The following is a 13,015-nucleotide window of genomic DNA, read 5'->3' as shown; positions in this document are numbered from 1 at the left end:
CCCTCCATCAGGGTGCGGTCAATGAGTTCCGCCACCAGGGGCATCTCCTCGGGGGTGAAGCCCCGGGTGGTGATGGCGGGGGTGCCGATGCGGATGCCCGAGGTGACCCGGGGGGGCTTGGGGTCAAAGGGGATGGCGTTCTTGTTGACGGTGATGCCCACGGCGTCCAGCCTCTCCTCCGCTTCCTTGCCCGTTAGGCCCTTGGGGCGTAGGTCCACCAGGAAAAGGTGGTTATCGGTGCCTCCGGTGACCATGCGGTAGCCCCTTTGGGCCAGCTCTTCCGCCAGGCGCTTGGCGTTTTCCACCACCAGGCGGCTATACTCCTGGAACTCGGGTTGCAGGGCCTCAAAGAAGGCCACCGCCTTGCCGGCGATCACGTGCTCTAAGGGCCCTCCTTGGATGCCGGGGAAGATGAGCTTGTCTATCCTCCTGCCCAGCTCCGGATCGTTGGAAAGGATGAGCCCGCCCCTTGGCCCCCGGAGGGTCTTGTGGGTGGTGCTGGTGACCACGTGGGCGTGAGGAAGGGGATTCGGGTGGAGCCCCGCCGCCACCAAGCCGGCGAAGTGGGCCATGTCCACCACCAGGTAGGCCCCCACCTCCTCGGCGATCTCCCGGAAGGCCTGGAAGTCCCAGAAGCGGGGGTAGGCGCTGGCCCCGGCCACGATCACCTTGGGGCGGTGCTCCAGGGCCAAACGGCGCACCTCCTCCAGGTCAATGAGCTCGGTGTCGGGCCGGACCCCGTAGGAGACCACCCTATAGAGCTTTCCCGAGAAGTTCACCTTGGAGCCGTGGGTGAGGTGGCCCCCCGCGGCCAGGTCCATGCCCATGAGGGTATCCCCCGGCTCCATGAGGGCCATGTACACCGCCATGTTGGCCTGGGAGCCGGAGTGGGGCTGGACGTTGGCCCAGGCGGCACCGAAGAGCTCCTTGGCCCGCTCTATGGCCAGGCTTTCCACCTGGTCTATGATCTCGCACCCCCCGTAGTACCGGGCCCCGGGGTAACCTTCGGCATACTTGTTGGTGAGAACGCTTCCCACCGCCTCCCGCACCTGGGCGGAGACGAAGTTCTCGCTGGCAATGAGTTCCAGGCCTTCCCGCTGCCGCTTTTCCTCCAGGGCGATGAGCCGAAAGAGGGCCTCGTCCCTTAAGCTGGTCCTGACCATAGGCCGATTATAGGGCCTGGGCCAGGATGGGGCTAGGTTCCCCCTCCCTGGATCCCTTGCCTTAAGGGTTGGATGGACCCCAAGGAGGGCGCTTCCCTTGGTAAGCTGGGGTTATGAAAGGAAGCGTTCTTCCGATTTTGAAGTGGGGGCTTGCGCTGACCCTGGTTATCCTGCTCTTGGCCATTATCCTCATCAACTTCACCTCTAGCCGCGACCTACCGGAGCTGGTCCGGGTCCAGGTGGAGCGCTATGCGGTGTGCAGCTACTGGTTCTTCGGCTGGCACCTGGCCTCCACGGGTGCCTTTGCCTTTATCTTCCTCCTTTTGGGCTTCCTGGTGGGCCTGGGGACGGGGTTTTTCCTTAGGCGGGGCGTGGCCAGGGGGTAGCCCTTTGGCTAGAGGGTTTCCAGGGCCAGTTTTTCCCCTTCCAGGGGCACCCCGGCTGGGTAACGGCCGTTGAAGCAGGCCAGGCACACGGGGCCTCCTATGGCCCTCCTCACCCCTTCCTCGGAAAGGAAGGCCAGGCTATCGGCCCCGATGTAGGCCCGGATCTCCTCCACGCTCTTTTGGGCGGCGATGAGCTCCTTGCGGGCGGCGGTGTCAATGCCGTAGTAGCAGGGAAAGCGGATGGGGGGGCTGGAGACCCGGAAGTGGACCTCCACGGCTCCGGCCTCCTTCAGCATGGCCACGATGTGGCGGCTGGTGGTGCCCCGTACGATGGAATCGTCAATGAGCACCACCCGCTTACCCTTTACCGCCGAGGTGGGGGATAGCTTTAGGCGGGTTTTCAGGTCCCTAAGCTCCTGGGTGGGCTGGATGAAGGTACGGCCCGCATAGGGGTTCTTGTAGAGGCCGTACTCCAGGGGAAGGCCGCTGGAGCGGGCGTAGCCCACCGCGGCCCCGATGCCGGAATCGGGGACGGGTACCACCATGTCCGCCTCCGCCGGGGCCTCCCGGAAAAGCTCCATGCCCATGCGCACCCGGGCCTCGTAGGCTTCCACCCCATCCAGCAGGCTGTCGGGCCTTGCGAAGTAGATCCATTCAAAGGCGCAAGGGGCGGGATTTGGCGGGAGGGCTTGGAGGCTTTTGAGCTCGCCTTCCTCCACCCAGACCACCTCCCCCGGGCGCACGTCCCTTAGGTACTGGGCCCCCATGAGCTCCAAGGCCGGGGGCTCGGAGGCCAAGGCAAAGCCCTGGGGGAGTTTGCCGATGGCCAGGGGCCGGACCCCATGGGGGTCTCTCAGGGCCACCACGGTTTTGCGGTCCATGAGGAGGATGGCATACCCCCCTTCCAGGGCCTTCATGGCCTCGGCGGCCGCTTGGGGGAGGGGAAGGTGGCCCAGGCGGGCCAGGAGGAGGAGCATCACCTCGGTGTCCGAGGTGCTTTGGAAGGTGGCCCCTTCCTTAAGGAGCCGGTCACGAAGGGGCTTGGCGTTGGTGAAGTTGCCATTGTGGGCGATGGCCAAGACCCCGTGGGCGGTGCGGGCGGTGAGGGGCTGGGCGTTAAAGCGCAGGTTGGAGCCGGTGGTGGAGTAGCGGGTGTGGGCCAGGCCCAGCCTGGCCCCGGGAAGCCTCAGGCGGGAAAGCCTTTCCTCGGTGAAGACCTGGTTCACCAGGCCCAAATCCTTTTCCACCAAGAACTCCCTCCCGTCCGATACGGCTATGCCCGCGGCCTCCTGCCCCCGGTGCTGGAGGGCGAGGAGGCCCAGGTGCAAAAGCCCGGCCATGTCCAGGGGCTCTTGGCTATAGATTCCCAGGACCCCGCATTCCTCCCGTGGCTTATCCATCCAAGACCTCCCTGAGGGGCTTCTTCCAGGCCTCCACCAGGTCCTGCACCCTCCACTCTAGCACCCCTTCCGGGGTGAGGACCGTGAGGGTCTGCCCCCCGGTTTCCCCCAGCACCCGGTAGGGCAGGCCCAGCTCCTCCAGGCGGAAGGTGGCCTCCTTGAGGTGTTCCTTGGCCACGGTGAAGAGGATGCGGCTTGGGGCTTCCCCAAAGAGGGCCTTTAGGCCGGGGGTGCGCACCTCCACCGTGGCCCCTAGGCCATAGGGGAAGGTCATCTCCGCCAGGGCCACCAAAAACCCCCCTTCCGCCAGGTCGTGGGCGGTGCGGGTGAGGCCCAGGGCGATGAGCTCCCGGATGGCCTCCTGCACCCCTCGTTCCCGCTCCAGGTCCAGCCGGGGTGGATGGCCCGCCTCGAGGCCCGCAAGCAGGTACAAGACCTCGCTGCCCCCAAACTCTCCCCCTTCCTCCCCCAGGAGGACGATCACCTCTCCGGGGCGGCGGAAGCCCATCTCCGCCCGCCTCCTCACGTCCAAGACCCCCACCACCCCCACCATGGCCGTGGGGGGGATGCGCCGGCCCCCGCTTTCGTTGTAGAGGGAGACATTCCCGGAAACCACCGGCACCCCCAGGGCCTCGCTGGCCTCGCGGAGGCCGGCGATGGTTTCCTGAAGCTCGTGGTACCCTTCTGGGGTTTCCGGGCTTCCCAGGTTGAGGCCGTCGGTGTAGGCCAAAGGCCTTGCCCCCACCACGCTCACGTTGCGGCAGGCCTCGGCCAGGGCGTGCATGGCCCCAAGCCGGGGATGGAGGCGGCTATACCGGGGGTTCTGGTCCACCTTGGCGGCCACGGCCAGGTGGGTGCCCTTGATCCAGAGGACCGCCGCATCCCCCTTGCCCGGCACCAGGGCGGTGCGGGTTCCCACCTGGTGGTCGTAGCGCTCGTAGACCGCCTCCCGGCTCGCCAGGTTGGGGGAGGCGAGGAGCCGGGGGAGGACCTCCTGGGGATCGGCGGTGAGGGGGGGAAGGGGCGTTTCCCGGAGCCTTTGGATCTCCGGGTCCTCCCTTCCTATGCGCACGTAGGTGGGGGCCTCGGCCAGGGCCTCGGTGGGGACTTCCGCCACCACCTCGCCCCGGTAGAGGACGCGGAAGACCCTTTCCGGGATGGTCCGGGCCACGGGCACGCAGTCCAGGCCCCACTTCCTAAAGACCTCCTCCAGCTCCTTTTCCTTGCCCTCCTTGGGCACCAGGACCATGCGCTCCTGGCTTTCGGAGAGGAGGAGTTCTATGGGCCCCATATCCCTTTCCCGGGTGGGGACGCGGTCCAGGTCCAGCTCCACCCCCAGGCCCGACTTGTGGGCCAGCTCCGAGAGGCTGCTGGTGAGCCCTGCGGCCCCCATGTCCTGGACGCCTTCCACCAGGTCCTTCTCAATGGCCTCGAGGGTGGCCTCCATGAGAAGCTTCCCCAAAAAGGGGTCCCCCACCTGGACCGCCGGCCGGTCCTCCTCCTTGTCCGCGGCCAGCTCCCGGCTGGCGAAGGCGGCCCCCCCGATCCCGTCCCTTCCCGTCTTGGCCCCCGCATAGTAGATGGGCCGGCCCAGGGAGGCCTGGCTCCGCCTAAGGTGCTCCTCCCGGAGAAGCCCCAGGCACATGGCGTTCACCAGGGGGTTTTCCCGGTAGCCCTCGTGGAAGTAGAGGTCCCCGCCTACCGTGGGCACCCCGATGGCGTTGCCATAGTGGGCGATGCCGGAAACCACCCCTTTGAGGAGGTAGCGGCTACGGGGATCCTCCGGGGGACCAAAGCGCAAGGAGTCCAAAAGGGCGATGGGCCGGGCCCCCATGCTCATGATGTCCCGGATGATCCCTCCCACCCCGGTGGCAGCTCCCTGGAATGGTTCCACTGCGGAGGGGTGGTTATGGCTTTCTATCTTGAAGGCCACGGCGAAGCCTTCCCCGATGCGCACCACGCCGGCGTTTTCCCCGGGGCCTTGGAGAACCGCCTCCCCCTCCTTGGGAAGCTGCTTCAGGAGGGGCCGGGAGTTCTTGTAGGCGCAGTGCTCGCTCCACATCACCTTGAAGAGGAAGAGCTCCACCTGGTTGGGCTCCCGCCCAAGCCGCTTCACCATTTCCCGGTACTCGCTTTCCGGGATGCCGATTTCCTGGGCCAGGGTCTCCATCACTGGAGAAGGGGAAGGAGTTCCCGGTGGCTTTTCACCTTGGCGGTGGGCTTGACCTCCCCATTCACCTCCCTTAAGCCCACGTACTGGACCGCCCAGGGGTAGCCGGTGGCGAAGGCCCCTTTGATGTCCGTCTGGGGCAGATCCCCCACGTGCAGGGCTTCCTCCGGGGCCACCCCCAGGGCCTCGAGGGCCACCTTAAAAGCTTCAGGCCGGGGCTTTACGTACCCGGTTTCGTCGGAGAAGCTGTAGGCCTGGAAGACGTCCAGCCCCTGCCGCCTTAGGTGCTCCCGGATGAGGCGGCCCGGGGTGAGGCCGGTGTCGGAAACCAAGGCCAGGGGGTACCTGCGGGCCAGCTCCTTCAAGACCTCTACTCCCGGAAGGGGCTCCAGGTCCACCAAAAGGGAGCTTTCCTCCAGCTTCCTGGCAGTTATGGCGATGAGCCCGGGGTCGTGGGGGGCCCCAAGGAGGGCGAAGATGCGGGCCACCCGGTCGTATACGGACATGTGCTCCCCGGCCTTCCACGCCTCCTCAAAGGCGATGGCCGCCTGCCGGTAGGCCTCCCGCACCTCGTGCTCCTCCGCCGGATGCCCAGCCTCGGAAAGAGCGTCCAGAAGGATCTCGTACCGGGCGGGCATGACCTTTTCCAAAAACGCCTTTCCCTCGGTGAAGAGGGTGCCCCAGAAGTCAAAGGTGATGGCCTTGGGTTTCATGCCGTTACCTCCTCTAAAAGACCTAAGAACAAGGGGAGCCCATCCGTACCGCCCAAAACCTCATCCACCGCCCGCTCGGGGTGGGGCATCATCCCCAGGACGTTGCCCCTTTCGTTGGTGATGCCGGCGATGTCGTTCAGGCTTCCGTTAGGGTTGTAATCCGCTTCCCCCCTTAAGGGGGCGTAGCGGAAGACCACCAGGCCTTCTCCCTCCAGCCGGGCCAGGGTTTCCGCATCCGCATAGTAGCGGCCCTCGGCGTGGGCGATGGGAAGCCTAAGCACCTGCCCCTTCTGGTAGAGGCGGGTGAAGGGGAGGTCCGCGCGCTCCACCCGCACCCCCACCTCCTTGCAGGTGAAGTGCAGGTTCAGGTTGGCCAGAAGGGCCCCGGGGAGGATCCCGGCCTCGGTGAGCACCTGGAAGCCGTTGCAGACCCCGAGCACCCAGCGGCCCTCCCGGGCAAAGCGCTTAACCTCCTCCATCACTGGGCTCTTGGCCGCCAGGGCCCCGGCCCTCAGGTAGTCCCCGTAGCTGAAGCCTCCCGGCAGGAAGACCCCGTCAAAGCCCTTTAGGCTGGTTTCCGTGTGCCAGACGTATTCCGCCTTTATGCCCGCCTTCTCCAAGGCGAAGCGGGCGTCCTCGTCGCAGTTGGAGCCGGGAAAGCGGACGATGGCCCACTTCATGGGAGTTCCTTTAGGGCCTCGAGGGTATAGACCTCCATCACCGGGTTGGTGAGGAGTCTTCCCATGGCCTTAGCCCTTTCCTCCGCCTCCAGGAGGGTTTCCGCGGGGAAGACAATCTCCAAAACCTTCCCCACCCGCACCGACTCCACGGGATGGCCCAGGTCCTGCAAGACCCCTTCCACCGCCCGGCCTTGCGGGTCCAGGATGCCGTCTTTCAGCTCAATGAGCAAAGTAGCCTGGTACCTGGGCATGGCTACACCTCTAGCACCCGCCTAAGGACCTCCTGGTAGGCCTCCTCCACACCCCCCAGGTCCTTGCGGAAGCGGTCCTTGTCCATGGGCTCCCCTGTCTTCTGGTCCCATAGGCGCATGGTGTCGGGGGAGATCTCGTCGGCCAGCAGGATCTCCCCATCCCGTTTCCCGAACTCCAGCTTGAAGTCCACCAGGTCCAGCCCCCTTTGGGCAAAGAAGGTCCGCAATAGCTCCCCCACCTTCAGGGTGGTGGCCCTCACCTGGGCAAGCTCCTCCTCCCTGGCCAGGCCCAGGGCCAGGATGGCCTCAGGGCAGATCAGGGGGTCGCCCAGGGGGTCGCTCTTAAGGGAGAACTCCACCAAGGGGGTCTTTAGGGGGGTGCCCTCCTTTACCCCGTAGCGCTTGGCGAAGCTCCCCGCTGCCCGGAAGCGGAGGATGACCTCTAAGGGAAGGATCTCCACCCTTAAGACCCGCATCTCCCGGTCGGAAAGTTCCTCCAGGAAGTGGGTCTTTACCCCATGGGCCTCCAGGTAGCGGAAGAGGGCAGCCGAAACCTTGTGGTTCACCACCCCTTTCCCAGGGATGATCCCCCGCTTTTGCGCGTTGAAGGCCGTGGCCTCGTCCTTGAAGTAGACCCGAAGGGTGTCTGGCCCTTCGGGGTAGAGGATTTTTGCCTTCCCCTCGTATAGCTTTTCCATGTGCCTCCAGTTTGGGACCCCCGTCCCGTCTGGCCTTCATTTTAAGCCCAAGGGATGCCAGAATCGGGAAGGCCTGGCCCCACCCCTGGACCTTTTGCGTCCTGTAGGGGAGAGGAAGCTTTAGCTCCTTTGGGAGCGGAATCCCGGCTGTCCGTTTGGGGGGGTTGCCGGAGGGGAGGCTTGGGGTGGGTTCCTGGGAAGGGCAAAGCGGCCAGCGGGGCCATCCCGTCCCCTGACACCTCTTGGGTTGAAGGGGGGCGCGGGGAAGCCTTGTCGGAGGAGGAAAGGGAAGGCTATTCCTCTGGACCCGGAGCTTCCCGGACCTGCCCTCCGCTTACCCCCTTGGGGCAGGGCTTTCCCCGGGATCCCCGGAGGCCTGCTTCCCGCCTCCACCCAGGCGCTCCCGTTAGAGCCCAAAGCGGGCGTAGATGGCGTCCACGTGCTTGAGGAAGGGGGCCGGGTCAAAAAGGGCCCTTAGCCTTTTCCCCTTGAGGGGGTTTTCCGGATCCCCTTCCAGGAGCTCGGCGAAGCTTTGGCCCTCCTCCCAGCTCCTTAGGGCATTGCGCTGCACGATGGCGTAGGCCTTGTCCCGAGGGAGGCCCTCTGCGATGAGGGCGTTCAGCACCTGCTGGGAGTAGACCAGGCCCCGGGTGAGGTCCAGGTTCCTTTTCAGGTTTTCCTCAAAGACCACCAGGCCCTTCAGGATTCCCCGAAGCCGCCTTAGGGCGTAATGGCCGGCGGTGGTGGCGTCGGGGAGGACCACCCGCTCCACCGAGGAGTGGGAGATGTCCCGCTCGTGCCACAAGGCGATGTTTTCCAGGGCTGGTCCCAGGTAGCCCCTTAGGAGCCTCGCCATCCCGGTGAGGTTTTCCAGGCCCACAGGGTTTTTCTTGTGGGGCATGCTGGAGCTTCCCGTCTGCCCTTCCCTAAAGGGTTCCTGGACTTCCAGGACCTCTGTGCGCTGCAGGTGCCTTAGCTCCACCGCCACCCGCTCCAGGTTCCCTCCCAGGATGGCCAAAGCGGCCAGGGCCTCGGCGTGCCGGTCCCGGGGCACCACCTGGGTGGAGAGGGGTTCGGGGCTGAGGCCAAGCCGCCGGGCTACATGGGCCTCCACCTCCGGGGGCACGTGGGCGTAGTTGCCCACCGAGCCCGAGAGCATGGCCACGCCCATGGTCTTCTGGGCCCGCTTTAGCCTTTCCTCGTCCCTCTGAAAAGCGGCGTAGAAGCTCAGGAAACGGAGGCCGAAGCTGGTGGGCTCGGCATGGACCCCATGGGTGCGGGCAATGGCAGGGGTGTGCTTGTACTGGAGGGCCAGCCGCTTGAGCTCCTCCTGCACCCCGGCCAGCTCCTCAAGGATCAGGTCCAAGGCCTTCACCAGAAGGGCGTTTTGCGCCGTGTCCACGATGTCCGAGCTGGTGAGGCCCAGGTGCAGGTAGCGCCCCACCTCCTCGTCCCCGGTCCACTCCACCAGGGCCCGGGTGAAGGCCACCAGGTCGTGGCGGGTCACCTCCTCCAGCTCCGCCACCCTCTGGGCGAAGCGGGCGTCCAGGGGGTGCGCCTCCAGGTGGCGCAAAAGCCTTTGGGCAAGGCCCTGGGGCACCTGGCCCAGGGCCTCCCAGGCCTCGAGGGCATAGGCCTCCACCAAAGCCCACATGCGGTAGCGGTTTTCCTCCGACCACAGCCCGGCCATCTCTGGGGTCTGGTAACGGGGGACCATGCCCTAAGGGTACTAAAGGGTTGGGGTTCCCGCACCCTATAGCGGGCTTCCCCAGCGGCCACCCCAAAGCTTTGGGCCAGGGCCGGGACCCGTAAGCGTAGGCTCCAGGCTAAAGAGTGCCCACCTACCCCCTTTAGGGTCCCATGGAAAGGGGCCTGGAGGGGGGCTGGGTATAGACTGGGACCATGGTCCAGGCGGTTTTCTTTGATGTGGGCAACACCTTAATCCTGGCAAGCCCCCGGTTTTGGCTGCTGCCCTTTTTACAGGAAAGGGGGCTAAAGCCCAGGAAGGACCCCAAGGGGGCGGCCTTGGCAGCCTTTCGCTTTTACGAGGAACACCATTTGGAAGCCCGCGACCTGGAGACCGCCTTGGGGCTTTGGCGGGAGTTCCACCGCAGGCTCTTTACGGGGATGGGCCTCGAGGAGCACGCCGAGGCCCTGAGCCGGGAGCTGGTGGAAAACTGGAAAGATCCCCGTTTTTGGCCCCTAACCCCGGGGGCTAAGGAAACATTGCAAGCGCTACGGGAGCGGGGTTATGCCCTGGCGGTGGTCTCCAACTGGGATGCCACCTTGCCGGAGATCCTGGAGGTGGTGGGCCTAAGGCCCTACTTTCAGCACCTTTCCGTAAGCGCCCTCTCCGGGGTGGCCAAGCCCGATCCCAGGCTCTTCCAGGAAGCCCTTTCGGCCCTGGGGGTTAGGCCGGAGGAAGCCCTGCACGTGGGGGATTCGGAGGCGGATGTGGCCGGGGCCAGGGGAGCTGGGGTTAAGCCTCTCCTCTTTGATCCCCTGGGGGAGAACCCAGAGGCCCTCCATCGTCTGGAAGGGGTGCTAGACTACCTGCCATGAGCGTGCGGCGGGCCATCTGGGGGGAGAAGGAGGAGGCCATAGAAAAGGCCCTCAAGGAGGTGGACGAGGACCTTTTCCGCTACATCCGCGATTTCGCCTACGAGGAGGTTCTGGCCCGGCCGGGGTTGGACCTCAAGACCCGGGAGCTTCTGGCCATCACCGCCCTCATCGCCTTGGGTAGCCCCAAGGAGCTGGCCACCCATCTGGAGGGGGCCTTGCGGGTGGGGGCCAAGGAGGAGGAGGTGCGGGAGGCCATCCTGCAGGCCGCCATTTTCCTGGGGTTCCCCCAGGCCCTGGCGGCCATGAAGCTTTTCCATAAGGTGCTGAAGGGCCGTGGTCCTGCTCACCCGGGGGAAGGATAGGGCGCTTTTGGAAAGGCTCCGCGCCTTAGGGGTGGAGGCGGCGGAGGTGGCCCTTTTGGAACAGGTGGACCTGCCGGGTCTTGAAGCACTTCCCGGGAGGCTTCTTGGGGCCGACTGGGTGGCGGTTACCTCCAAGGAGGGGGCAAAGCGGCTTCTTTGGGCTTGGGAAAGCGTGGGGAGGCCTTTGCTGAAGGTGGCGGCGGTGGGGGAGGGGACGGGGGAGGTGTTGCGCCAGGGGGGGCTCACCCCGGCCTACACCTCCCCCCGGGCCACGGCCCGGGACCTGGCCCTGGGGTTCCCCCAGGCGGAAAGGGTGCTTTTTGTGGCCGGGGACCTGGCGGGGAAGGACCTCGAGGAAAGCCTGAGGGCCCGAGGGGTGGAGGTGGAAAGACTGGAGGTCTACGCCACCCGGGAGCGGGCCCTGGCCCCAAAGGAGGCGGCCCTTTTGCCAAAGGCCCAGGTGGTGGCCTTTTTCAGCCCAAGCGGCGTCCGGGCCTATGCCCGTTGGACCGAGAGGCGACCCAAGGCGGCTTGCATTGGCCCCAGCACCGCCAAGGAGGCCCGGGCCTGGGGCTTCCCCGTGGTGGAGGCCAAGGAGCCGGGCCTCGAGGGCCTCTTCCAGGCCATCCTGCGGGCGCTCCCATAGGATTTCGGTTAAGGCTTGTTCCCAAGGGGGTTTTGTGCCCCTGTGCGGGTGGCGTATACTGACGGAAGCCTATGGCCCTGCCCCTTTACCTGGTGGGCCTTTCCCACAAGACCGCTCCCCTGGAGGTGCGGGAGCGGGCGGCCTTGGACCCCGTGGTGGCCTTGCCTGCGGCCCTGGCCACCCTGGGCAAGGCGGTGGTGCTTTCCACCTGTAACCGCACGGAGATCTACGGGGTGGGTAGCGCCCAGGAGGCCAAGGCCCTTCTTTTCTCCCGGGGGGTGGAAGCCCAGCACCTCTATCAGAAGGAAGGGATGGAGGCCCTGCGGCACCTCTTCCGGGTGGCAGCAGGCTTGGATTCCCTGGTGATGGGGGAGGCCCAGATCCTAGGCCAGGTGCGGGAGGCCCTGTTCCTGGCCCGCAAATATGGGGCCACGGAAAGCCTCTTGGAGAAGGCCTTCCAGTCGGCCATCGCCCTGGGCAAAAGGGCCCGGAGCGAGACCGCCATTGGGGCCGGGGCGGTGAGCGTGGCCTATGCCGCCTTGGACCTGGCCTTGGCGGTCTATGGGGACCTGACCGGCCTGGCGGTGGCGGTCTTGGGAGCCGGGGAGATGGCGGAGCTCTTCCTCACCCACCTGAAGGCCCACGGGGTGGGGAGGGTCTTGGTGGTGAACCGCACGGTGGAAAGGGCCAAGGCTTTGGCGGAGCGGTTTGGTGGCCAGGCCTTTGGCCTGGAGGCCCTGCCCCAGGTCCTGCGCCAGGCGGATCTGGTGGTGGCCTCGGCGGCTGCTCCCCATTACCTGGTGCGTCCGGAGGACCTCCCCAGAAGGTCCAAGCCCCTTTTCCTCATTGACATCGCCCTACCCCGGAACATCGATCCGCGGGTGGGGCGCCTTTCCCAGGCCTACCTCTACAACCTGGACGACCTGAAGCGGGTGGTGGAGAAGAACCTAAGGGCCCGCCAGGGGGAGGTACCCAAGGTGGAAGCCCTCATTGAGAGGGCCCTAGGGGAGTACCTGGAGTGGTACGCTGGCCACCGGGTGCGGGAGGCCATCCGGGCCCTGGAGGGCTGGGCCTATAGGGTGGTGGTGCGGGAATACCCTGAGGCCGATCCCCTTACCTGGCACAAGGAGGCGGGGCGTAGGGCCCATCCTTGGATCCTGGCGGTGAAGGCGCGGACCCAGGAGTTCCTGCAGGGCCCTCCATGCCCCAGGGAGTGTCCCCTCCTGGCCTTCCGTCCCCCACGGCTATGACCGGTGCTTCCCTTTTGGCCTTGGTGGGGGTCCTCCTCTTGGCCGTGGGTTTGTTCTGGCCTCGAGGGCTTTCCCTAGGGGCCTTCCTTTACTTGGGAGCTGCCTTGGCCGATGCCCTGGCCAAGGGGTTTTTCTCCGGGCCAGCCCAGCCCGCCCTGGTCCTGGGGGGGCTTTTGGCCTTACGTGGGGAAAGCCTCCTCCTTAGACCCCGGCTGACCCCCTTGCGCCGCTATCTGGTCCTCCTGGCCATGCTTTTGGGCCTCTTTGCCCTCAAGGCCTTGCCCCATCCGGGCGGGAGTCTGCCTCCCCTTCTTACCTTGGTGCATGCCGGGGCTTTCCTGGTAGCCTACCTGGCCCTGGCGGTGGGGGTGGGAGCGGGGGTGATGTGCGCCCTTCAGGACCTACGCCTGCGGTCGGTGCCGGAAAAGGCCTTGCTCTCCGCTCCCCTTTGGAGCCTGAAGCGGCTGGAGCAGGGGTACTTGCGGGTGGGGTATCTGGCCACCACCTTGGGCTTGACCAGCGGCATGGCCTGGGCCTGGGGTTATTTCGGCAGTCCCTTGGCCTTGGATCCCAAGGAGATCTCTGTGCTGTTGGGTTGGTTTGGCCTTACCCTGTACTTTTTGCTGGAGGAAAGGCTCCGGGGCTATGTGCGCATGGCCCTGCTCCTTTCGGCCTATGCCCTTTTGCTCTTTGCCTTTATAGGCGCCCCCTTCCTGGGTTCCCGCCATCCCTCG

The 13,015-nt window shown here is 65.8% G+C and carries 14 protein-coding genes; 6 read left to right on the top strand and 8 right to left on the bottom strand.

What is annotated here, in order from left to right; genetic code table 11:
• A partial coding sequence (gene glyA / locus Q0693_RS05860) for a serine hydroxymethyltransferase (RefSeq protein ID WP_298629906.1) occupies positions 1 to 1,163 on the bottom strand: 1,163 nt, incomplete at its 3' end.
• Between the two features lie 113 nt (positions 1,164 to 1,276).
• Here glyA and Q0693_RS05855 point away from each other — a divergent pair.
• Entirely contained in the window at positions 1,277 to 1,549 is a 273-nt protein-coding gene (locus tag Q0693_RS05855) for a hypothetical protein (protein ID WP_243027461.1), read from the top strand.
• Between the two features lie 8 nt (positions 1,550 to 1,557).
• On the opposite strand, the gene purF is transcribed toward Q0693_RS05855, so the two are convergent.
• The 7 genes from purF to purB all read right to left on the bottom strand — a co-directional run bounded on the left by purF (position 1,558) and on the right by purB (position 9,178).
• Positions 1,558 to 2,949, bottom strand: coding sequence for an amidophosphoribosyltransferase (gene purF, locus Q0693_RS05850; protein ID WP_298629903.1), 1,392 nt, complete (start codon positions 2,947 to 2,949; stop codon positions 1,558 to 1,560).
• Positions 2,942 to 5,119, bottom strand: coding sequence for a phosphoribosylformylglycinamidine synthase subunit PurL (purL, locus tag Q0693_RS05845; protein WP_298629902.1), 2,178 nt, complete (start codon positions 5,117 to 5,119; stop codon positions 2,942 to 2,944). The genes purF and purL overlap by 8 nt, the downstream gene beginning before the upstream one ends.
• Positions 5,119 to 5,832, bottom strand: a complete 714-nt coding sequence (locus Q0693_RS05840; protein ID WP_298629900.1) for an HAD family hydrolase — start codon at positions 5,830 to 5,832, stop codon at positions 5,119 to 5,121. Before Q0693_RS05840 ends, purL begins: the two co-directional genes overlap by 1 nt.
• Positions 5,829 to 6,512: a phosphoribosylformylglycinamidine synthase subunit PurQ gene (gene purQ, locus Q0693_RS05835; protein WP_298629898.1), complete on the bottom strand. Its 684-nt coding sequence runs from the start codon at positions 6,510 to 6,512 to the stop codon at positions 5,829 to 5,831. Before purQ ends, Q0693_RS05840 begins: the two co-directional genes overlap by 4 nt.
• Positions 6,509 to 6,763, bottom strand: coding sequence for a phosphoribosylformylglycinamidine synthase subunit PurS (gene purS / locus Q0693_RS05830; RefSeq protein ID WP_243030203.1), 255 nt, complete (start codon positions 6,761 to 6,763; stop codon positions 6,509 to 6,511). Before purS ends, purQ begins: the two co-directional genes overlap by 4 nt.
• Before the next feature lie 2 nt (positions 6,764 to 6,765).
• Positions 6,766 to 7,461 carry a phosphoribosylaminoimidazolesuccinocarboxamide synthase gene (purC, locus tag Q0693_RS05825; RefSeq protein ID WP_298629897.1) on the bottom strand — a complete coding sequence of 232 codons (696 nt, stop codon included), beginning with the start codon at positions 7,459 to 7,461 and terminating at the stop codon, positions 6,766 to 6,768.
• A 406-nt stretch (positions 7,462 to 7,867) separates the two neighbouring features.
• Positions 7,868 to 9,178 carry an adenylosuccinate lyase gene (purB, locus tag Q0693_RS05820; protein ID WP_298629896.1) on the bottom strand — a complete coding sequence of 437 codons (1,311 nt, stop codon included), beginning with the start codon at positions 9,176 to 9,178 and terminating at the stop codon, positions 7,868 to 7,870.
• Between the two features lie 185 nt (positions 9,179 to 9,363).
• Here purB and Q0693_RS05815 point away from each other — a divergent pair, with 185 nt between their 5' ends.
• The 5 genes from Q0693_RS05815 to ccsA form a co-directional block, all read left to right on the top strand.
• Positions 9,364 to 10,023 carry an HAD family hydrolase gene (locus tag Q0693_RS05815; protein ID WP_243030206.1) on the top strand — a complete coding sequence of 220 codons (660 nt, stop codon included), beginning with the start codon at positions 9,364 to 9,366 and terminating at the stop codon, positions 10,021 to 10,023.
• Positions 10,020 to 10,385 carry a carboxymuconolactone decarboxylase family protein gene (locus Q0693_RS05810; protein ID WP_243030207.1) on the top strand — a complete coding sequence of 122 codons (366 nt, stop codon included), beginning with the start codon at positions 10,020 to 10,022 and terminating at the stop codon, positions 10,383 to 10,385. The genes Q0693_RS05815 and Q0693_RS05810 overlap by 4 nt, the downstream gene beginning before the upstream one ends.
• Positions 10,357 to 11,031: a uroporphyrinogen-III synthase gene (locus tag Q0693_RS05805; protein ID WP_298629895.1), complete on the top strand. Its 675-nt coding sequence runs from the start codon at positions 10,357 to 10,359 to the stop codon at positions 11,029 to 11,031. The genes Q0693_RS05810 and Q0693_RS05805 overlap by 29 nt, the downstream gene beginning before the upstream one ends.
• A gap of 71 nt (positions 11,032 to 11,102) precedes the next feature.
• Positions 11,103 to 12,281 (top strand): glutamyl-tRNA reductase, encoded by a 1,179-nt coding sequence (hemA, locus tag Q0693_RS05800; protein ID WP_298629894.1) that lies wholly within the window; start codon positions 11,103 to 11,105, stop codon positions 12,279 to 12,281.
• Positions 12,278 to 13,015 (top strand): cytochrome c biogenesis protein CcsA (gene ccsA / locus Q0693_RS05795; protein WP_298629893.1); only part of this gene is annotated, 738 nt, incomplete at its 3' end. The genes hemA and ccsA, both read left to right, overlap by 4 nt.

This window comes from uncultured Thermus sp., assembly GCF_938010445.1.
In the GTDB taxonomy this organism is placed as follows: domain Bacteria; phylum Deinococcota; class Deinococci; order Deinococcales; family Thermaceae; genus Thermus; species Thermus altitudinis.
Note: the sequence above shows the minus strand (reverse complement) of the source record. Positions and strands in the feature narration are given on the sequence as shown.

Coding starts and splice junctions, on each gene's coding strand:
- Q0693_RS05855 (WP_243027461.1), top strand. CDS start 1,277: ATGAAAGGAAGCGTTCTTCCGATTTTGAAGTGGGGGCTTGCGCTGACC.
- purF (WP_298629903.1), bottom strand. CDS start 2,949: ATGGATAAGCCACGGGAGGAATGCGGGGTCCTGGGAATCTATAGCCAA.
- purL (WP_298629902.1), bottom strand. CDS start 5,119: ATGGAGACCCTGGCCCAGGAAATCGGCATCCCGGAAAGCGAGTACCGG.
- Q0693_RS05840 (WP_298629900.1), bottom strand. CDS start 5,832: ATGAAACCCAAGGCCATCACCTTTGACTTCTGGGGCACCCTCTTCACC.
- purQ (WP_298629898.1), bottom strand. CDS start 6,512: ATGAAGTGGGCCATCGTCCGCTTTCCCGGCTCCAACTGCGACGAGGAC.
- purS (WP_243030203.1), bottom strand. CDS start 6,763: ATGCCCAGGTACCAGGCTACTTTGCTCATTGAGCTGAAAGACGGCATC.
- purC (WP_298629897.1), bottom strand. CDS start 7,461: ATGGAAAAGCTATACGAGGGGAAGGCAAAAATCCTCTACCCCGAAGGG.
- purB (WP_298629896.1), bottom strand. CDS start 9,178: ATGGTCCCCCGTTACCAGACCCCAGAGATGGCCGGGCTGTGGTCGGAG.
- Q0693_RS05815 (WP_243030206.1), top strand. CDS start 9,364: ATGGTCCAGGCGGTTTTCTTTGATGTGGGCAACACCTTAATCCTGGCA.
- Q0693_RS05810 (WP_243030207.1), top strand. CDS start 10,020: ATGAGCGTGCGGCGGGCCATCTGGGGGGAGAAGGAGGAGGCCATAGAA.
- hemA (WP_298629894.1), top strand. CDS start 11,103: ATGGCCCTGCCCCTTTACCTGGTGGGCCTTTCCCACAAGACCGCTCCC.